Genomic DNA, 21,737 nt, shown 5'->3' with positions numbered 1-21,737 from the left:
CATAATTTATCCTCCTGTTATTTCTAAAACAGGCTTTTCAACACAAGCATATTTTTTTGTTACATTTGTTTATATATCATACTATCACATATCTGACCTATGAGCGCAACTACTGAAAGACCAAATCCAATACACCAGGGCCGTAACATTAAACGTTTCAGGGAAATGCTTGGCCTCAAACAAGAAGCCTTGGCTTATGCGCTTGGTGACGAATGGAGTCAGAAAAGGGTATCGCTTTTAGAAGCTAAAGAAACTATTGAAGAAGATGTGCTCATACAGGTCGCAGAGGTTTTGAAAGTCCCAGTAGATGCAATTAAAAATTTGGATGATAACAAAGCTGTAAATATTATTGCCAATACATTCAATGATGAGGCTGTTGCATACAGCCAGTACTATAAATGCACCATCAACCCAATGGAAAAATGGCTGGAATCATTAGAGGAAATAAAGTTACTTCACAATGAGATCAAAAAGCTTTACGAACGCCTTTTAGATAAATAAGCCGCTCGTCTGCTTTATTAAGTCGCCCCCCCAAATCAAAACTGCACACACCCAGTCATTGCACCGCTTAAACAACCGGAGCTTAAAGCAGGGAAACGGTCAAGGGCGGGGCAAACCTATAAAAAAACAAAACACCCTGCCCCGTTTATATACCCTTTACCGTTTTCCTGCGTGAGCTAATTTTGTGACCGCGGTGCTGTGACTAACCGATAACCCGTGGGTAGGAAAGGCAGGTGTGTATGAGGAACGAATACACTCCTGCACGTGCGGCGGCGAGGCTGATGGCGGAATGAAACCCGGAGCGAAGCGCGTGGTGTAGTGAAGCCGCCTGCCGCAGCCGCTTGGCCGCTTTCCTCTGTAAAAAAAATATCTATTTGTTATAGCATCAGCGCCCTTGTTCAACGCGAGATCTGCTGGCCCTGGGATTTTTTCTTTCGTTTTCTCTTTTTCTCTATCTCGCTTTCCGGGACAATGTTAGCACCGCCTGTATACAGAGGTTCCAGCATCACTTCCAGGAAACTTGCCGCTGTCTTACCCGCTACCGATAGCATCCCGGCAGTTGTCGTAAACAAGCCTTCCGCAACTCCCATTGCCAATTCATTAGCCACCGACCTGCTTTCATAATTCTGCGAAGCACCTTCTGCCAACATGCCCAGCTGTTCCCGCTGCGATAGCTCCCCATTCTTCTGCACATTGGCGTATGCCATCGTATCTTTAAGCTGCCTGTCAAATCCAAACAGGCTGTCAAAAAGAGATTCCCCGCTCTGTTTGAATGCCACCCGGTCAAACTGTCCCATCTTTTTAGAATGCTCCGCATTTTTACCTTTTGAGGTGTTCATCGGGCTAAGCTTGATCTTATTGGTTATATCCTTGCGGCTGACTATAACCTGCACATGCATCTGCTCGCCCTCCTTACGTTCTCCCCGCTGTTTCAGGCCTTGTTTTACTTCCGGGTCGTTATAGCTGTAATAACGGTAGTTTTCCAGCTTGGCGAACCATAACAGGTCTTCGTTACCGTTCACGCCGTCCCTATTAAAATTTCGGGCGTAGGCATCCATCACCCTGACTGCAAAGCCCTTCATTTGTTCTTTAGCACCCTCTTCACCATACTGTTCTTTCAGAAATCTGATCTCCTTCTGGCTCGGACTGATATTGACCAGGAAAAACTTAGCATCATCTTTGCCCAGCTTGGCGACATTATTATCGATACTGCGCATGACCTCATAAGGCTCGATCCTGATCTGTTTACCATTGAACCAGTATTCTGGTTCCTGCTTATGACCAATCCTGTTTTCTTTTTCCAGGTAATTTACCAGCCCCGCGCTGCTGCCTTTGTTCGCCGCTTCTTTGCTGTCCGTAATATTGATAAACATATTGCCCCCTAACCCCCTGAAGGGGGAACTAAAAACATAATAATTAAATTAAAGTAAATTAACTTGTGATCTGGTAACAGCGATCAGCTCATCTTTTTCCCGGCCCGATGTCATCATTCCGAATGCATCCCTGGATTTTACATAACCGTCAAGGATGAACAGGAACTGTTTTTTCAGGTGTTCCTTGCTCTTTTGATTCTTCGAGATCGCTTCCATCAACGCATCTATTCCGGTTAGTTTTTGCGCTAGTGCATGCTGATTATTCAGCAAGTCCGTATTTGCCTTTAGGATTTGCGTATTAAAGCGTTCGATGATCTTGGTCTGTGATACCGATACCCTGTCCATTTCAGTTTTGATCGGAATGAGCAACATATTCTCCTGGCTTTTGATAAAACCGATATACTGCTGGTGATTCTTCATCAAGGCATTTTTTAATAACTCATCATTCAGGTCCAGGGGGTCTTTCTTGCTTTTATAAAAGTAATCGACCATCTGGATAAACACCTGGCGCTTTGTCCTGCCCAGTTTAAGGGCGATCTTTTCAAACTTCTGATCTACCGTCACCGGGTATCTCACTGATCTCACATTGATATCTTCCATACTATCCTTTCATATTGACGGCATGGCTGTTTATACAGTTATGCCTTTATTCCTATATATAGGATACTCCGAAGTATCCTGTTTTCTTTTATTTCACAGGCGGGAACGCCCTAAAGTATCCCCGGAGGATACGTAAAACCCCCGTAGCGAAGCGTAGGGCAAGCAAAGTAGGGCTCTGCCCAACTTCCGCTTGCTCACTCCGCTTTCGCGAAGCGACCGCCGCTCATTCTTTGATTTGCGAAGCAAATCATTACCGGTGCAGCCAGGGGCTGCACCGGATTCATATATCGGAATAGCTGCTTATCCATATATCGGAATAACCAGTTATTCCGATATGCAGCTATCCGTATAGCCCGGTATACAGATATACCGATACAAAGTATCGGACTACACTTCCCAACCGGCAGGCCAGTAAACCTGGCTGCCGAGTTTGGGATGATAGGACGGTTTATAACGGATGTAACCATATTCATCGAGTTCTTTGATACACTTGTGATACGTTGCAATGGATGCGACCTTGGAAAACGCCATAAGCGTTTTCCGGGTAACACTGAACGGACTTACAAAACCATTGCGTTGCCAGCAAACAAACAAACCCGTGAACAGGCTAAGATGGGTAGGTAGCAGCTGGTCGTCTTTTTCCATGTGCCTTAGCAGGCTGGCATAGCCAGCCAATTCTTTAACAATTTCCTTCTGTAACTTCATTTGCCTTCACCCTCCAGTATCTTGTTGATGTCTTCCAGTTTGTAGTACATGATACTGCCAACTTTGGTAAAACGTAGCGTTCCATTAATCCGAAGGTTTTGAAGTGTGCCGGGCGAGATTCCCAACAACTTCCTCACCTCGACGCTCTTCAGCCATTTCTTAGATTGCACCTGTCCCGGCTGCATCAGTTGTTTGATCTCTTTCAATAACTCCCCTTTAAACTCCCTTAAATCCTCCTTAGTGATCAATTCAATTGCTGTCATAGTTGATGTTTTTTTCGTGAATAATTCTTGCCCAAATTTGGGTAAGCCCTATTTTATTAATTGGGGACTTTAATAGGGTGACCCCAAATGTTTGTTTATTAAATCTCCTTTAGTTTCGCACGGTGATGCCCTCCTTTCTTATTAAACCTGTTCAGCGGAACAATAAAATGCCAGCCACTGAATACAATGGTTCAAAAGTGAGGGCTAAAACAGCAAAATGAATGACCATTGGAGGCGTTTGGTCACGAATGAAAAGACAAAAGCCTATTTCTTAGGCTTTTGAATGATTTTGAAGAGTCTGTCTTTTTCGGCGATGATCGTGTATTTTGGCGGCGGGTTATCCTTATCGGCCGGGAAATAATTCTGGGCGGTGCCGATTGCTATGGGCTTATCACTATTGAGAAAGTGCTTGGCGATCAGTTTGTACCAAGGACTTGCCGTTTGGCTGTTCACCAACTTATTGCCATTCGGCAATTTCAAATCCCTTATTTGATCAATCAGGTCAATGAACACCGGCAGGCCGTCCTTGCTGATGACGATCTTTTCACCGGCTTCATATTTAACGTAATCTTTAATCTGGTTCTCCAATTCTTTTATTCTTGCCTCTAACCGGTCAATGTGTTTGTTTTTATCACTAATCACCGATTCCAAAGGTTGTGTTTTATGCCAGCGATCAATGCTTTTAAGGAATGTCAGGAATACTTCCAGTTTAGCTCTATAAATCACTCCCCTGAAATATGCGCTTTTGAAGGACTTTAACCCTTTGTAATACTCGATTCTTTCCGTTACAGTACGATAAACATGAGTAAAAAATGCTTCTTCCTGTGAATAGTTTGCTTTTAGGTAATGTGCTAACTGGTAATTGTAAAACGAAGCATATTCATCTTCCCTGATTTTATAGATCTTATCCACAAAGAAATTTAAACCAAAAATCTTGTCTGTAAATATCGGCCAGCCAATATCGTAACGATGAGGGAATAGTTCAAATCGGCCCCGGAATTTGAAATAGGTGTATGAAGTCATAAAACAATGTTTCTTGATAAACGACTTACCATAGTTTTAGTTTATATGCCCGAAAAAATTCTGACGTTACCTTCATAAATAAGTGGCTCGAGCCGAGTCTGTGGAACCCGACTGGGCATTCCTAAAAATGAGAATTAAGCCATTGAAAGTAAGAAGGTTATTTCTTAGCCTGGATTCGTTGTCGTTTGAATGGCTGTAACGTACTAAAATGCGTATGCCAACCTGCCGGTCCTCCCTTTGGCAGGAGTCCTTCCAGACCAACTTATCTTGGCACAGCAAATTGCTATGACATATTTTAATGGGCAGAACTTAGTGACTTACCTTGAGGGAAAAGTGGATCGTAAGAAATACGATTTTACAAAAGCAGATGATTTCCGGCTTGGCGACTGTTTGCTCATCGCTATCGTAGCTATCGACGATACCACCATACAAACGCACCTTGGTTTTACAATGACCAGTATCGGCGGTTTACAATTGCGCTACTCCCGTTTGCCGATTTTGTGCCGCTATGGGTAAGAGTATATCCATAAATGCAAAAGCTGGAGTTATAATAAATTCATATCCCGCCTGAAAAATTGCTGTCCAAGGTAAAAAACGGCGAAAATAAAATATATTTGAAGTTAATTGCATCTCATTTTAAATCCTAAACTTCTAAAACTGTGCTTGCCGCACACCGGGTGATGAAAAAAGGTTTATTGTATCTCTGTTTTGGCGTTTTTTTCGCCTGTTTATTAAACAATGCTAACGCCCAAAGCAACCAGCATGTTAAAAGCGGTGGTATCGTTAGCGCAGTAAATTTTCCGGGAGGCGGGTGTGCTTATCGCTGGACGAATACCGCGCCGGAGATTGGACTGGCGGCCAGTGGTTCGGGTGATATAGCTTCATTTACGGCTACTAATAACGGTACATCGCCCGTAACGGCCACTATTAAAGGCATGCCTATTTCTTCTGATTTTGCCTATATAGCCAATTCGGGCTCTAACAATGTTTCGGTAATAAGCACGGCTACCAATACCGTTATAGCTACAATACCCGTAGGCTCAAACCCATTTGGCGTATCAGTAAACCCCGCATCTACACTGGTTTATATTACCAACATGGGCTCAAATACTGTATCAGTTATTGATGTGGCGAGCAATGTGGTTTTACGCACCATTGCTGTTGGGCATGCACCTAAAGGCATTGTTGTGAGCCCTGATGGCAACCATATCTATGTGGCTAACTCGGGCGACAATACCGTTTCCGTTATTAATGTCGCCACGCAGTCGGTAACATCGACCATCGCAGTCGGTAAAACACCCTGGGGCATTACTATCAATCCCAACGGAAGCAAAATATACGTCGCCAACTTTGATGCCAACACGGTATCTGTTATTGATGCCGCATCGGTAGGTGTCATTGCAACCATACCCGTTTCATTTAACCCAATGACCATTGCCATTACGCCCGACGGCAGTACAGCCTATGTATCTGACGTAGGCACCAACGGCTTAACCACCGTTAACACCGCCGACAATACTGTCATTAAAACGATAATTACAGGTATTGCTGCCACAGGAATGATTTTCACCGCCGATGGCACCCGGATATATTGGGGCAATTTCCAGGGGTATTTTGGCTATTATGATATCCCTACAACGCAGATTGCCTCTTACGCAGCTACAGGTACTTGCTATTCCATTTCCATAACACCGGATGGCTCTTATATGTACATGGTTGACTACAGGAATAATGCGGTTGAATATTTTAACATGGCGGACATTAGCTCAGGCGGACAAATTCTGGTAGGATCCGAACCATACTCAATGGGCAACTTTATAGCCAAGGGTAAAGGTTGCAATGGACAGCCTGTCAGCTTTACCATTACAGTTGACGCGCCGCCCGTTGTTACAGCAGGACCTGTAAGCGGCAGCATTTTGGCCTGCTCGGGAACAGCATCATTTAATACGGAAGTGCAGCAATTCAGTGTTTCCGGCAGCGGATTATCTGCCGATATTACGGCCAATGCGCCGGTTGACTTTGAACTTTCATTAAACCAGGCGAGCGGTTATGGCAAAAGCCTTACACTTAAACAAGCGGGGGGCATAACAAACAAGACTATCTATGTAAGATCGGCAGCATCGGCCCCGTCGGGCTATTTATCCGGTAAAGTGGTGCTTTCTTCCCAGGGTATACCTGATCAAAACATAGCGGTTAGTGCAACGATAAGTAAGCTGCCAATGGTAGATGCGGTAGCCAGCCAGGTAGTGCTAAACGAATCGGCAACTAAGCCGGTAAACTTTACAGGTACAGGTAGTTCGTTTACCTGGTTAAATAATACGCCCGGCATTGGTTTGCCAGCCAGTGGCCAAGGGGCTATAGATTCCTTTATAGCAATTAACAACGGCACTACACCCGTTAAGGCAACGATCACCGTCACACCTCAACCCGCGCGTGCTTATGGCTATATCGCCAACATCAATGCCAATAGTATATCGGTAGTCGACCTTGCCACAGGCAAAAACGTGACAACCATCCTTGTGGGCATACAGCCGCTAAGTGTGGCTATCAGCCCGGATGGAAGGCGGGTTTATGTGGTGAATGAGAACCTCATAGGATCAAATCGTGCCGCAGTATCGGTTATTGACGTTGCGACCAACAAGGTTGTAGCCAACATACTGGTCGGCGACAGGCCCTATGGCATTGCTATAAGCCCGGATGGCGGTACGTTATATGTGGCTAATCAAAGTCCTCAAAATACAGTATCTGTTATCAACACGGCCAGCAACGCGGTCGCATACAACATCGAAACAGGCACAGAAAACCCCAGCAGCTTAGCGTTAGCTCCCGACGGCAAGCGTTTGTATCTTACAAGTTCAACGTCCAACAATTTGGCAGTAATCAACACGGTCAGCAACGTTGTTTCAGCAACTGTTGTAACCGGGCCAAATCCATTAGGTGTCATAGTAGCTCCTGACGGCAGCAAAGTATTTGTCGCCAATTCGTCATCAAACAACGTTTCCGTTGTTGATGCCACGACCATGCTGGTATTAAAAAACATTGACGTGGGCCAGCAGCCGGAAGGCGTAGCCTTAAGTCCCGGCGGCAATCTATTGTACGTAACCAATACATTATCCGGTACCGTTTCGGTGATCAGCGTAGCCGATAATTCAGTTGTGGCTCAGATTAACGTGGGCCTGTTCCCCCGGGGCATAGCCACCAACGCCGATGGGAGCAGACTTTATGTATCCAACTCAGGGGCAGACAATGTATCGGTTATCAACACCGCCAATAATTTGGTTATCAACACCATTGACGTTGGCGCAGGGCCTTATTCCTTTGGTAATTTTATCACCCAAAACTCATCCTGCGAGGGTAAGCCGGTAACATTTGACATCACTGTCAACCCAACACCCGCCATAATAGCTGCAAGTTCAGTCGCGGCGACAAAAACAACCTATGGCACGCCATCTTCATCACTCAGTTTTCCTGTATCAGGAACTAATTTGCAGCAGGGCATCCTGGTCACCCCGCCGTCGGGTTTTGAGGTGAGTGCCGATGGAAAGACCTTTGCCCCTACGGTAATTTTAGGGGATGCGGGCAATACAAACAACCTGAAGGTTTATTTCAGGTTAAGCCCCGCATATAACGCAGGGACTTATGCAGGCAACATTACGCTTACTACCGCGGGTGCGCAGGCTGTTAATGTCGCCATCCCGGCGAGTACCATAGGACCGGCGTTGTTGGATGTGACACCAAACAATATTGAAAAAACATACGGCACGGTGCTGGCCGACAATGCGAATTCAACTGCATTCATCACCGGATCCGATCAGTTAAAAAACGGCAATACCATTACTTCAATAAGCTTAACTTATGGCAATGGCGGATATAGCACAGCCGGAGTAGGCAAATACTCCACAATCAACGCCATCATAAACGCGGGTGCAAACAACTTTTTGGCAAGTAATTATGCCATCAATTATTTGCCCGGCATTATCACGGTTACGCCTGCTCAATTAACCATTACTGCCAATGACGTCCTTAAGCCTTATGGTACTGCACTAACAACAGTAACAGGGGTAACTGCATTTACGGTGACCGGCCTGCAAAACCAGCAAACCATAGCCAGCGTTACGATGATTTATCGCGATGGCTCGGCTGCTGCTGATACTTATGGCCTGTATCCGGGCAGTGTAGTGCCTACTGCCGCCACTGGTGGTACCGTTACCTTATCTAATTACACCATTACTTACGTACCTGGCATTCTAAATGTGGTACCTGCTGCTACCATTAACACATCGGGCAGTTTACCGCCGTTAACTACTATTTACGGGACGCCATCCGCATCTGCCGGTTTCAACGTGTCGGGCAACGGGCTTTCGTCTGCGATAGTAGCTACGGCGCCGCCGGGTTTTGAAATCAGTAATGATAACATGACATTTTCTCCAACGATCAGCATTGGTTCGGCAGGGGGCACATCAGCTACAACGGTTTATATAAGGCTTAAGGCGATTAGTGTTGTTGGCACATACAGTGGCAGCATTTTATTAAGCAGTGACGGTATCAAAAATGCCCAGGCCGTGCCCGCCGGTACAGTTACCCCGGCAACGTTAATCATTACGGCAGATAACAAACGTAAGGTTGCAGGCGATGCCAATCCCGTACTTACAGTAAGTTATGCAGGCTTTGTAAATAACGAAACTGCCACTCAGCTGAGCAGTGTGCCGCATGTCTCAACCCCTGCCGTCACCACATCTGCAGCAGGGGTATACCTCATAATGGCAAACGGGGCAGTTGCTTCAAATTACGATATTACCTATGTGTCGGGGATATTAACAGTCGATGCCTTGCCACCGGCCGTTGTCATTCCGAATGCTTTCTCGCCAAACGGCGACGGGACGAATGATCTATGGAATATCCCTGCGCTGGCTTATTATACTAATAATGTAGTTAAAATATATAACCGCTACGGAAACCAGGTATTTACTTCGGTGGGTTATACCAAACCCTGGGATGGCTCTTATAACGGAGGAAAGCTGCCAGCTGGCGTGTATTACTACATTATCAACCTCAATAAAATCATGCCGGCGTTATCAGGTTATGTTACCATTATTCGTTAAATGCACTTAGCTGATATTTTCATAGTATGTATGATAGGCCGGCCGGATTTATGTTTTTCGTTGGCGTGTTTATGAAAGCCCATTCTCTTTCCCGACTTGTATTTTTAAGCTCTTTTAAGGAATTTATAGTACCTTCAATTGCTCAAAAAATGTGCAACTCGAGGCGCCGGGCAATGCTTATCAGAGTAGCAACTACGTCATAAACTTTTGGTAGGACAACTTGGACGACGTTTTTTCATGTTTCAATTATTTGATGAGGCAAAGATAAGTCTAAATGCATAGAAGCAGCTAACACCAACTTGAGGTAAGTTGTATTCTTATCACCGATGGCTATTTGCAGCCGGGCAATACCGTATCAACCGCAAAAGAAGCTTTTGACCGTATTGAAGTCGTCCACATGAGGGCCTGGCCGACCGAGAGGTTATAATGTCCAGCGCTTCAAACTGATCGCGGCAATATTCGACGAAACACACTGTTTCCGGCAAATCACAGTTCCCATTACAGCTTCGGGACCAATATGAACTTCCCTACCGTGAACGCCACTAATCGGCCACGGCGGGCTTACTGGCTTAAAAGGTTTGTTTAATATGCACTTTGTCAACACTTTTGGGTAAAACGTATGCCAGATGTTGCTTTGGATGCACTGTAAACACAGTAGTATTGTTTATCACATCGATCGACTAACGTTGTACAAACTTCATATTCAATGTAAAAATCGTTGCTAAGGGAATCTATGTCCGCAATTTCAACATTAGCGAATTGAATTACATATTTAGGGTTTGGTGAATATTATATATCTAACTGATTATTAGATAATTATATACTAAATTTCTTTTAAAAACGCAAAGGTTTTAGTATTTTAGGGTCATAATCCTTGCACTAAAAGGAAGTTTAAAAAGGAACAGAGGGAACGGAACCATATAGAAGGCAAATTCGGGCAAGGGAAAAACGGGTACAATCTCAATAAGATCAGGACTCGTACAGCCCCTACATCTGAATCATGGATTGCATGCATCCTGTTTGTAATGAATCTGGTTAAATTTTTCAAGGACTTTTATTGGCCTATTTTTCAAATGCTTGTCAGTAACATATACGCAATGGTTGCTTATCCAAAAGAACAATTGACTCCTATCTGTTACTATATTCAAGACAGGGGTAAAACCACACCCCAAAGACTGCTTGTAAATATATAGAACAGCCGACTTATTCACCAAGCCCTATTTAGCAAAGCCATTTTACAACAGTTGTTGTCCAGGTCGCGATGACCGATCGTAATCCTATTGATTTCCCCAGCTTAGGCTTTATATTGATATCAAAACGAATTAATAAATAAAAGACGGGGGAGATATTAACCAGCCACCCGTCTAAAATTATGATCCCAAATATCTCAGTAATATACACTGGATTCGAGACCATCAATTCAATTATGCTTAACTGTTGTTAGTTAGTCTTTTTTGAAAGTATAAAAACAGCCAGTTCTATCTATTTCGAGGTTTATTTACTTTTCGTAAATTTTAATACGCCTACAGAATTAAACGGGCAATATGGTGTCATGTTTTTAACTTTTGCATCTTTAATCTGTATTTTATCTTTTGTTTCAGATCCTACACGTATCGATAATAAGTCCGTACCCTTCTGGTAGGTATATTCATAAGACGGGTAAGCCATGCCCTCATCGTCATTATCCTCTTCCGTATCCTGCTGGTCATTGGGGAGAATAGCAAACCCGGCCACCCTATCACTTTTTCCTTTCGCTTTGTTGACAGATTCCAGCACAAAATAAAACTTCTTATTCCCCTGGAACTTAACTGTTAGATTTTGTTTTAACGTATCGTCTTTGTACTGGTATAATAGCGAATCAGCGGCAATTTCCTTTGCGGTTGGCGCTAATGTTAAAGAATCCGTACCTGAATAAAGATTCGCGACAGAATCGCTGGAACGTGCTTTTTCGTTTGCGGCGGGCGTCTTACTCGTTGTAACAGCAACCTTTTGGACACTGTCGGTGTCTTTTTGTTTGTTTGTGTCTGCAGCTTGGTTACCGGAACAACCATAAATAACTGCCATAAAAATCAAGGCAATAAAATTTCTCATTTAACTTTCTTTTAGTATAAATAAACGTTTAACAGCTAAGTTAAACATTTACGTTCATTGATTTAATTTGTTTTTTTACTCTTGGTAGTAGTTACATTTAAAACAGGTAATATGTAGTTTGGAACATACCCGTTTGGATAAACTATTGTACTTAATTCAATTACCTTTTTTGAATAGGTTGAATATTGAACAGCATCCCCTTGGTTTCCGCCCAAACAAACATATTGACCCAAGCTTGTGATACCGGCGATTTCAGTCACATGGTGATTATTAGGAAGAACCATCAATGCCCCAACGGCAGGCCTATCTAATTTAGTACCCCAGGTTTTAAATGAAGCCGCAAGCGCACTATTCGTCCCCTTTATATGACTTTGCTTTAATACCCAGTTTTGAAAGGCTGCGCACCACGGGGTTGCATCGGTTTTGGAGTGATTCTCAGTTGCCATAAAATATTCTAAGATCCGTGGGTTACTTACTCCTGTTTTGCGGGTTTCCCTTACACCAATTTCCCCCATAGCTATATTAAGCCAGGGAGTGCCAATATTGTTGGTTAAATTAACTACAGCTCGATCCGTAATCGTAACTGTGCCGCCCAGTATGCCGGCTTTGTAGTCCCCCCAGGGAACAAAGACATCTTTAATTCCAAAATCGCTTAATTTGTTTTGATAGTAATCCAATCCCCCTAAGCCTTTAGTGGCATAACCTGTGAGCACACCGTTAATAGAGTACCTGTCAATGGGATCTAGAGTTGTTTTTATAGTGGTTTTTTTTGTCGTTGTATTGTAGTCAATGTCATTAACACCTCCGGTTGGATCGCTTCCTGTTATAGGGTTATTCCCCATACCTTGATAAGGAGATGAATATTGGCCTTCGGGATCGGTAGATAACCATCTACCGATCTGACTGTCATATAGCCGCAGGTCAAAGTTATTGAAGCCTGTTACTGCATCTTTTTCTGCATATTCTCCTTGATATCCATAGCGGTCGTAACCCGAAGACGCACTGAATTGAATATTACTGCCAAAAGGATAATAATCAAAATAAGAGGTTACATCTGCCTGTCCTGAAACCTTCGTTCCTCTTATGACCGCCCTAACACTCCCAACGTTGTCCCGCAACTCGTAAGCATAGCTCCCCGTTGTCGCACCAGTTACGGTATAGGTACCTAACCTATCGCTGCCATATACTGGGATCTCCTTTATTGTGCTACCATTGTATATTGCCAAAACATTCCCCGATGCATCATAAATGTAGCGCGTAGGCGTGCCCGTTCCAATGGTAACGGTCGTACGATTTCCGCTTTCATCATAGGTAAATGTTTCAAGTGGTGTTACATTGTCAGAATTATAAATACCGGTGACTTTTCCTGATACTTCATATCGCAGGTAATTAGTAATTCCACTCTTTAACTGCGATTTCAACTGGCCAATTTCATCATAGGTATAACTTGCATATGAGGAAGGGACGGTGGCGCTGCCTACACTTCCTAGTTTATTGGTTCCCGGGATATATCCGTAATTACTCAGATCATCCGCCGCTGCAATTGTATTTGCAGTTCCCCTGATCCGCTTTATCCCCATGATATTCCCGTTTCCATCATAACTATCCGAGGAACTGGTTACCTGTTCTGTATATTTACCTGTTGTAGCAAAGCTTCCATTTATGAAGTTCGGTGTGACCAACTCACTCTTCGTCATCTGGTATATTGGGTCATAGGTATACAAAAACATGGCTGGGCTACTAAAATACGGAGTCGCTCCCGATGACTTCTTACTTTGCCAACTGAGCCCCGACACGGTACCATTAAAATAATCCCGACCAGTATTTATACTGGTAATACTACTGCCTGAACGAGTATAGTCACCTGTAAAATATTCCAACTGCATCCCGAATACATCTGTAGCAAAACCAGGGTGTGCGGTTGAACCATCCTGTCCCGGATCTTTTGTCGCGTCAACGATTGGGCTATTAATTGCCTTGAGCCAACCCTCTGCAGTGTAGGTATAATCTATACCTTGTAGCTGGCTGCCAAGTTCTACTCGCTTAAGTGGGCCGTGCATGTAATAAGAATATACCGCCTGTTGTGCCATTACAGGCGTGGCACTCTCTCCCCGGCTTGTTTGCACATTTACCAGACGCCCTGCTGCATCATAGCTGTAGTAGTGAATAAAATGATCTCCTGCCGTCGTATTTTTCTGGTAATCTATTACAGATACATTCCCCTGGTCATTATATGTATAATCTACTGTTTTGTAAGGAAGGCCTGGCAGAAGTTTTATCATCCGGGTGACCCGCCCTTTATCATCGTAATTATACCACGTCGTGCTATTCGCATTAGCTGTATAACTTACTGTCCCTTTCAAATACCCTGCATCCTGCGCCGGTGCACCGACAGGCATATTCGTGGCCGGGCTATCGTAATATGTATAAACCTGCATTTGCTTGTTGCCACCGGTCAGGCCACCGTCCACTGCAGTACTTTCCTGTATTGCGATTGCCGCAGCCGTCGTACCTTTTACGTAACTAAAAGTCAATGGAGAGCCTCCGCTTACCACGTACTCACCAGACTCTACTGGCCGGTCAAAGCGATCATAGTTGGTGTAAGAAAACCGTTCCGGTGACGCCATCTGCTGCGCCGTGTTTTGTGAAAAGCGGAGCTTACCATCCTGACTATAGGCAAATTCCGATTTTCCCGCATCGGTTGACGTTGTTGAGGTCATTCTTCCCTGTACATCATAAGTATAGGTTGTCGAATAAGGTATTGGACCCGTTCCTGAATAATCCGAGAAATGCTCAAACAACTTTCTGGTACCATTCGGAGTGATGGCGGCGATAAGCTGACCTAACTGGTTATAATAGTTATATTTGACATCTGTGTATTTATTGGTGTAGGTTAGACTCGCGTCGCCGCTTAAGACCATGACCTTATAATACCCGGCAGGCAGCGAACTGCCGCTGGTAAAACCAGTTACCTGACTCTCTGTAGACATATTATAAATAGCTACATTACCAGTAAATGAAACCGGGCTGATACCTGTTAACCAAAAATAGCCCGATGATGCCTTATTCGGCTCCGCTATCCGGGCCTGGCTTTGGTCATAAAGCAAGCCAAAATTATTTGATGCCGTAATATAAAAAGGGCTGGCGGATGTCACTATGAAAGCATAGATGCCATTGCTGGGAGGGCTAGGGGCAACATAATCATTCCCGATGCCTGTCCATGGAGCTAATCCGCCGCTAACACACGTTACTGTAACCGTGTATACGGATTTTATACTAAACTCTCTGATTTGTTGATGAATCCGTGCGATATATATTGGATCACTCGGATCGCCCTGTACATAAGTAGCACCGTTTTTCGATACAGAAAAGGAATATTGGCTGGCAACGTTATTCAAATTGATCGTATTCTGTACCGTCAACCACCCTGCTATTGGGTCTGCACGGCCCGTCATTAAGGGCTTACCGCCGAGGTCGGTCACCGATAACGTCTGGAGCCCCTGTTCATCTTTACTAATGCTTTGAAGCGCATACCCGGTCATATTGGTAGGCATGACTCCGGCAGTAGTCGCACTAAAGAATTTATTACGTACTGAAAGATAGCCAAACGGAATATTAAGCTCTCCTCCAACAGGAAATGGTGCACTCATTGCCTCGTGTTGGTTACCCATCCGCAATGCGTCGATTCCCGCGGAACGTTTGACCATTCCCGTCCCGTCTCGGAAATAGTCGACACGGCTGTAGGGATAACCGGTAGATGCTACGCCGGGTTCCAAATTGTTGTAACTACTGAAATACCATCCCAGGGTACCGGAAGTGTTGCTGTCCACCGCATCCGGAGCATTCAACTTTGAAAACTGGGTCGATGAGCTGGACGGATCTCCGTCAAAATTCAGATAACTAAATGTATTTCCTCCCACTGTCACAAAATTATTCTTGTACCCAAATGCGGTACTGTTTATTGGTGCTGATAGGGTGCTCCCGACAAAACGGCCCTGGAAGTCATACAACACCTGGCTCGCTAATACCTGATCACCGGCACTCTTGTTCTTAATCTGCGTTTGCGTAGCTTTGGCACAGTTATCAAAAAAATTCTTACTCGCACCAACCTCATTGCCACTTTCATCAAAGTCCCTCACATAAACCCAGTTCTTGTCGTTGTCCTGTGCATGTAATCCTAAGTTCCAAATAATGAAACTTACTAAGATTAATATTTTCTTCATCTTGATTTTTGTCAAATATTTCCATAAATGATTGTATAACTCCCTGGGGTAAGCATTATCGCATTATTCATACAATAAGGTGAATTTCCTCCACCTGGGGGCTGAACCACCTGTGGACTTGCCACGGCTGTAGAACTTCCCGAACTTTTTCGGGCAGCCGGCGTAGACGTGCTCGTTGAATTTTCTGAAGCCGGTGCGCTTGATGATGTTTCTGCAAGCGTTGAATTTGCAACCGCGGCTTGCCCTCCACCTCCACCGATAAAGGGAGACGTATCAGGAGAATTGCATCGATGGAGTATAACATTACCAATGCCGTTGCCATTTTGACCACTTGATATGTAACAGATCCCTGTAATCGTATTATTAGAAGGATTATTATTCGCATCTGATATATCTTGTGTGATTTTATAATTGACAGCCACGGTACCGCCTGTAACAGTGTAGGGGAAATTGCCGTTTGGATCTGAAAAAAGTTTTACTGAGTAATTTCCATATGTGTAGCCATACGGACCTGTAACCGTACCATATAAGGCATCGAGCCTTGCATAAATGGTCACAGGGCATCCTGACGAAGGTGTCATAGTGGGAGCCCACCTTGTCTGGTTATATGTTGGGCTTAATGGATTTACATCAGTTTGCTGAACATCTGTCAAACCATTATTTGTGCCACCAGCTTGCTGACAACGTGTGGTAGTTGTGTTTTGCCATTTAGCCTTACCTGTTTTCCCATAATTATAATTATATGATTTTATCCTTGGTGCCGGACTCGTCGGTGCCTTGCCCAGCACTTCTTTATAAACACGAATTAGCCTACCAATTTCGTCATACTGATACCTGATGTACATATCATTATTACCCAGCATATAATTTATTTCTCCAGTGCGGTTATCATATACATATGCGGTTGTTGAGGCTGCGGTGGGCTGGAATCGAAAATCATCAAAATATTTTGCAGCTGTCGAATTATTCTGACACCATACAACGAGATTACCGGATCCGGTAAGTGCGGTTGAAGGAACATTCAATTCCAATAAATACCAACCACAGGCATATTTTGTCGGCCCTGCAGACTGTACGATCGGATTTGTCCCGACTTGATAGCAAAGTTTTGATTGAGCGGCATCTGTGGCGTTCGCCGCTTCCACCCAAACCGCTGCGCTATAACTTTTCCGAACTTGGTCCAGATTCGTCAATGGTAAGGTATATGTAAAACCATTCCCCGTAGCTGGTACCAGCAACGCATTTGAACCAGTATGTTTATGTAGGGTGTCCGTCGAAATCGAGCCGGCCCCCTTACCGACATTGTTACTAAAATTGCCATTAGTCAACAAGGCATCTTCCGCCCCGGCGAATGCTATCTCATCATACAAGGCCGGCCCTCCGGAAATAAGCACTTTGCTGCTTTTGTATCCCATTCGGGTTGCGGAATAGTTTAAATGATTGTCAGGCCCTCCCTGGGCTTCTAATGCAGCAGAATACACATTATACTTGGTGATTTGGCCGGTTTTTTTCCAGTTTGGATTCGGTGTAGAACTTGCAGCATTTGTAAAATAGTCGATAAATGAACCGTATGGTGTCATGTTGTTGGCCGTACTACCTGGGTAAAACCATGAATAGCTTCCACCTTTTCGCCATATAGTTCCCTGTCCCTGGGTAGTCGTAATTCCGTCAGGATCTAAAACGGGGGTAGTATTGGACCAGGTTGTCGCTGTTGCAGCAATTACACCAATTGGAGCATTGCTCTGATCGACGGCATAAGTATAATTAGCTGCCTCTTGTGAAAGCATGTTTTTATTCATGAGAGGTAAAGCACCATTATTCTGTCTCAGTCCCATAGCTGGATAGACTCGATAGGCAGGAGTAACTTCATTTATAAAACGGTTGCCATAGGAGTCAGTATTCAGCGTTTTAGTGATCGCTCCACTGTAAAAATCAAACCCGATATCCCGTTGGCTGATTGTCGTTCCGTCTAAATAATTGATTTTCGTGGTTCCCGTTCCTATAATTGGATATTGATCTCTTCCGGACATGGTCACTTTATATATCCAATTACCGCCGCCAGTATCAAAGGATCTTCCGTCAGAATAGCGTTCCTGGATAAATCCTTGATTGCTATAAGAGGCAAGGCGCTGTTCGTAAGAATTAACCTGTACATCGAAGCTTTGATCTACGATATCATCATTTAGATAATTATTAATAATCTCCGTAAGCTTATTTCCGCTTTTATCGTATTGTACGGTACGTACGAGATTGCCGACCTGCGAAGTATAATCTTTAAGGGAAAGATTTTTGTAAGTAAGAGTTGAGGTGGGGCTGGAATATTGGTATTGTTTAATGCCTATCATTCCTCTATTAAACACTCGGTACTGGCTCATCGTTTTACCCTCCACCGGCACTTCAGTTCCATTAGGCAAAACATTGCTCTCAGATACTGTTACATATTCGTACATCACACCAGGCGCTGGTGCGTCACGAGCAAAGGTCACCACATCGTTTATTCCTTTATACAAAAAACGGCGGTAGTCTTTGATGACAGTAGCATCACTGCTATTTGAAGCGTTCAGATAGGCGTATATATTATCGTTATCTAACACAACTGGTTCATAGGATGTAACTCCGGATGAAAAAACCACACCAGAAGCTGTACTAGGAAGGTTATAATTATATGAGGTTTTACGTATAGCCCCATTCAGGTCATCTATGGTAAGATCTTTGACTCTTAATCCGCCGCCGGGTGTGGCCGCTATGGCCGAAGACTCTATGTTTCCAGTTACAATGGTATTGGTAACACTGGGATTAAGGCTTGCAAAAAATGCAGATGTTACTTTAATTTCAATAGAGTTCCCGCTGATATTACTAATTACACCTCCTCCCACATTGCTCAACTGAATGGCATTTTTATAGGTGTAAGGCATCACGGTGTATTGATTTAACAACACAGCATCAATTGCCTGACCAACAGAGTAGATAGTGGTAAAATCAATATTGTCGGGGTTTGGCAGATTAAGTGTAATCGTATTATTACTTGAATTGACAGTACCACTATTAATGACAACCGATTTATTCTTGGCTAGTACAGATCGCAGATAAGTGTTACCTTCGTAGTTTATTTTAAAACTGGCTCCAATACTTGTTTGTACACTCCTCAGACACCAAGCGTCCGTATTTAGATTTGAAAGTATTGTTGTTTGATGTGCTTTATTGTAATTATTTGCAATAGGTACGTAGTCGGATTTAAACATGCCCCAGGCATCTACATGATCGGGCTGATAAGGTGGATTTTTGGTTTTCGTGGCCAGTAGGTTAATATAAGAACCGGCAGAAGGTGTATATCCCAAAAAAACAACGTTAAACTTATTCGTTCCAAAAGCTGGCGATAGTATTGTGCACCAATATTTGATATTCGGGCCTTGTGCAGGAGTCTGTTCAATACGGATGACGTCTCCGGGCTTAAATTTATTGGCAGTGTTAACCTGAATCACTCCTTGCTGATTGAAGTTATTTGTTGTCGATGAATAATTTATCAAATCCTGGTTTGCTGTATCATCCTGATCTAAATCATATCCAAATTCAATCGGGGGGCTAAGGCTTGCCCCACCTTTTCCCTGAAAGTCCACGGAAAGGAGTGAATATTTGCCCCCCGATCCATTTGGTAAAGGACTTAGTGAATAATCATGATTAAATTGAATCCGCCTTATTGCCGACTGAGTCAAATTTAGACCAGTGATATACGGCAAATCACTTAGATCTATAACGTTATCTTGTACGCACCCTGTGGTGCCGTCGAAGCCCGCAGCCCGCATGTAGTTAGTCGTTATACCACCTATTTGGTCATTTTGCAACAACACGATAGAATTTAAACCCAGGGTAGGGCGGCCATTTATGCCATTAGAATCGTACCTTTTTTCTTTAATAAATACTGCTGTATGCGTACGGGTTTTGATCGCATCCAGGTAATATAGTTCTTTATCGCCTTCTGAATAGGAATTAAAATTCGGATCGACGTCTGTATGTACGTCCTGACTGGGGTTTCTCCAATGATAATCGGAAGTCCACTTCCCATAATCAAAAGTTACCCAATATCCCCAATCGCCTGCGTCCGCGATGCCATTGTCATTTTTATCCACAAAATCGGGCCCGGTTACTGCAGTAAGGTACCAGGTGTATGCATATGGTTCTGTTATAGTTTCCGAAGAAAACTGATTGCCGCCCGTTTGTGATACTTTGGAAAACTGATTGTAAGTATAGGCAGGTAACGCGTAGTGATAACTTACCCCGCTTTCATTTGTTATAGTGAACCCGCCAACCTGCTTGCCATCCTTTGGATCACCATTGGGATAATTATTTGCCTTTCTGACAAATCCTCCGCTATTCGGTGCAACATCGATAAAACCATTTGTTTTGGCTTCACCGGAATTAATTTGGAAGTTGGTATAATATGCAATGTGTTTTGAACCAAGCAATTGCCCGTAATATGAATTGTATCCATAATCACCATCGTTATTCCCGTGGACAGGAGTAGCAAAAATTCCTTGAGCAGAACTAAAATCTGGGTGCCCTTGTGTATATGAATTCGAAAAATCGTTTAAAAATCTGAATTGAATACTATGCACAGGTACCATGTTGAGTGGAGATACGCCATTTGCTTGATTGACATCCGGACGATTCTGACTGTAAACAGCGCTTTGATAGATGAACGGCCTGATGCTTCCACCTAAACCTTGCGCAGTAACCATATAATTATCGAACTCAGGAAAAGATCCCCCCTGGGCTTTGTCAGGATCCGGATTATCGACAATATTTGAATTTATTGGATCATTAAGCCGATAAGTGTCGTACCCATGCGTATTAAATGTAGAATTTTCATCAACATATTGAGGAGAGTAAAGTGCACCATTCGTGAGAATAGAATCGGTTTCGTCAGACCAGTACCTTGTATAATTGTAACCCAAAGAAATATAAAAATAATAAGTCGGTATTATGAATCCAAACCCCGATGAACTTGTACTGATTTTTCCCGATTTTGCATTGTAAACATTTGATGATGCGCCTGCTATTGAGAGGTTCACTTTACCACTGGAAGTACTCATGGAAATACCCAGTAGGGGGTTGCTATTTTCGTCAATTCCTCCTCCGTTAGTAGATAATCCAACGCCCATATTTCCGCTTACGGAATGAAAATTTGTAGAAAGACCTACACTTACGCCGAGCCCAAGCCCTGAACTACCCGTTGCTCCGACAGATAGACTTACGCCAGCATTTACCCCTCCATAAGGATCAACACTGATATCCCCTCCAATATTAGCAAAACCTAGATTGTAACCATAGCCAACATAACCGCCAATACCAAATCCTTGATAAGTATCCTGCGAAATTGACAAACCAAAATTGACCCCGTTATATAAACCAATACCATTGCTGAAGGTAGATCGATTTCCACCTACCCAATAATCTCTTTTTGAATGATCCACATCAGAAAAATCATCAGGAAATCCATTCACGCTCCTGGCAATCGCCCCTGGATTTAAAGACCAACCGAGACCAGCCCAAGAGGCATCCATATCAGGTTGAACACCGGAATGATAGGCCAAAGCCAATGGGTAGCCACCCTCCGGGCCGGGAACCTCAAGTAATGGAATAGAGTAGGTAAAATTACCTGTGAGGCCATTTACCATATCTGTTGTATCAATTGGTTCAAAGTTTGTAGCCTCAGGAGCTGTCGGTCCGGACGTCAATGCCATTGCAATGGAAGGAGCCAATAGCTGATTTACGACCGTAAGGATCATAAACATTGCGACAGCCCTTTTTAATCTGGCTAATATGATTTTTGATAAAGGCATAGGTTTTATTAATTAT

At 43.6% G+C, this 21,737-nt stretch carries 11 protein-coding genes and 1 pseudogene; 4 read left to right on the top strand and 8 right to left on the bottom strand.

Features of this window, described 5'->3' with window-relative positions:
- Positions 1 to 99 precede the first annotated feature (99 nt).
- Positions 100 to 501: a helix-turn-helix transcriptional regulator gene (locus tag AC1RM2_RS19140; RefSeq protein ID WP_492986769.1), complete on the top strand. Its 402-nt coding sequence runs from the start codon at positions 100 to 102 to the stop codon at positions 499 to 501.
- 398 nt (positions 502 to 899) lie between these two features.
- Here the strand turns inward: AC1RM2_RS19140 and AC1RM2_RS19135 are convergent, their stop codons facing one another.
- The 5 genes from AC1RM2_RS19135 to AC1RM2_RS19115 all read right to left on the bottom strand — a co-directional run bounded on the left by AC1RM2_RS19135 (position 900) and on the right by AC1RM2_RS19115 (position 4,465).
- Positions 900 to 1,874 carry a DUF5712 family protein gene (locus AC1RM2_RS19135; protein WP_492986768.1) on the bottom strand — a complete coding sequence of 325 codons (975 nt, stop codon included), beginning with the start codon at positions 1,872 to 1,874 and terminating at the stop codon, positions 900 to 902.
- Positions 1,875 to 1,922: 48 nt separating this feature from the next.
- Positions 1,923 to 2,474, bottom strand: coding sequence for a BfmA/BtgA family mobilization protein (locus AC1RM2_RS19130; protein ID WP_492986767.1), 552 nt, complete (start codon positions 2,472 to 2,474; stop codon positions 1,923 to 1,925).
- Positions 2,475 to 2,861: 387 nt separating this feature from the next.
- Entirely contained in the window at positions 2,862 to 3,179 is a 318-nt protein-coding gene (locus tag AC1RM2_RS19125) for a hypothetical protein (protein ID WP_492986766.1), read from the bottom strand.
- Positions 3,176 to 3,442, bottom strand: coding sequence for a helix-turn-helix domain-containing protein (locus AC1RM2_RS19120; RefSeq protein WP_492986765.1), 267 nt, complete (start codon positions 3,440 to 3,442; stop codon positions 3,176 to 3,178). The genes AC1RM2_RS19125 and AC1RM2_RS19120 overlap by 4 nt, the downstream gene beginning before the upstream one ends.
- Before the next feature lie 264 nt (positions 3,443 to 3,706).
- Complete coding sequence (locus tag AC1RM2_RS19115; RefSeq protein WP_492986764.1) at positions 3,707 to 4,465, bottom strand: hypothetical protein; 759 nt, start codon at positions 4,463 to 4,465, stop codon at positions 3,707 to 3,709.
- A gap of 333 nt (positions 4,466 to 4,798) precedes the next feature.
- On the opposite strand from AC1RM2_RS19115, the gene AC1RM2_RS19110 reads away from it, so the two are divergent.
- The 3 genes and pseudogenes from AC1RM2_RS19110 to AC1RM2_RS19100 all read left to right on the top strand — a co-directional run.
- Positions 4,799 to 4,981, top strand: a complete 183-nt coding sequence (locus tag AC1RM2_RS19110) for a hypothetical protein (protein WP_492986763.1) — start codon at positions 4,799 to 4,801, stop codon at positions 4,979 to 4,981.
- A gap of 164 nt (positions 4,982 to 5,145) precedes the next feature.
- A complete protein-coding gene (locus AC1RM2_RS19105; RefSeq protein ID WP_492986762.1) occupies positions 5,146 to 9,567 on the top strand; it encodes a YVTN family beta-propeller repeat protein in 4,422 nt (1,473 codons plus the stop codon).
- 878 nt (positions 9,568 to 10,445) lie between these two features.
- Positions 10,446 to 10,760 (top strand): annotated as a pseudogene (locus tag AC1RM2_RS19100) (transposase); the annotation flags it as partial.
- 301 nt (positions 10,761 to 11,061) lie between these two features.
- On the opposite strand, the gene AC1RM2_RS19095 reads toward AC1RM2_RS19100, so the two are convergent.
- The 3 genes from AC1RM2_RS19095 to AC1RM2_RS19085 form a co-directional block, all read right to left on the bottom strand.
- Complete coding sequence (locus AC1RM2_RS19095; protein ID WP_492986761.1) at positions 11,062 to 11,658, bottom strand: hypothetical protein; 597 nt, start codon at positions 11,656 to 11,658, stop codon at positions 11,062 to 11,064.
- 62 nt (positions 11,659 to 11,720) lie between these two features.
- Entirely contained in the window at positions 11,721 to 15,896 is a 4,176-nt protein-coding gene (locus AC1RM2_RS19090) for a TIGR02594 family protein (protein WP_492986760.1), read from the bottom strand.
- Entirely contained in the window at positions 15,893 to 21,721 is a 5,829-nt protein-coding gene (locus tag AC1RM2_RS19085; RefSeq protein ID WP_492986759.1) for a hypothetical protein, read from the bottom strand. The genes AC1RM2_RS19090 and AC1RM2_RS19085 overlap by 4 nt, the downstream gene beginning before the upstream one ends.
- Between the last annotated feature and the right edge of the window lie 16 nt (positions 21,722 to 21,737).

Source organism: Mucilaginibacter sp. GW822-FHT03E02 (genome assembly GCF_058801545.1).
This window is presented reverse-complemented; position numbering and strand designations above follow the sequence as displayed.

What these genes read in the sequence shown, in the direction of transcription:
- AC1RM2_RS19140 (WP_492986769.1), top strand. Translation starts at nt 100, where the DNA reads ATGAGCGCAACTACTGAAAGACCAAATCCAATACACCAGGGCCGTAAC.
- AC1RM2_RS19135 (WP_492986768.1), bottom strand. Translation starts at nt 1,874, where the DNA reads ATGTTTATCAATATTACGGACAGCAAAGAAGCGGCGAACAAAGGCAGC.
- AC1RM2_RS19130 (WP_492986767.1), bottom strand. Translation starts at nt 2,474, where the DNA reads ATGGAAGATATCAATGTGAGATCAGTGAGATACCCGGTGACGGTAGAT.
- AC1RM2_RS19125 (WP_492986766.1), bottom strand. Translation starts at nt 3,179, where the DNA reads ATGAAGTTACAGAAGGAAATTGTTAAAGAATTGGCTGGCTATGCCAGC.
- AC1RM2_RS19120 (WP_492986765.1), bottom strand. Translation starts at nt 3,442, where the DNA reads ATGACAGCAATTGAATTGATCACTAAGGAGGATTTAAGGGAGTTTAAA.
- AC1RM2_RS19115 (WP_492986764.1), bottom strand. Translation starts at nt 4,465, where the DNA reads ATGACTTCATACACCTATTTCAAATTCCGGGGCCGATTTGAACTATTC.
- AC1RM2_RS19105 (WP_492986762.1), top strand. Translation starts at nt 5,146, where the DNA reads ATGAAAAAAGGTTTATTGTATCTCTGTTTTGGCGTTTTTTTCGCCTGT.
- AC1RM2_RS19095 (WP_492986761.1), bottom strand. Translation starts at nt 11,658, where the DNA reads ATGAGAAATTTTATTGCCTTGATTTTTATGGCAGTTATTTATGGTTGT.
- AC1RM2_RS19085 (WP_492986759.1), bottom strand. Translation starts at nt 21,721, where the DNA reads ATGCCTTTATCAAAAATCATATTAGCCAGATTAAAAAGGGCTGTCGCA.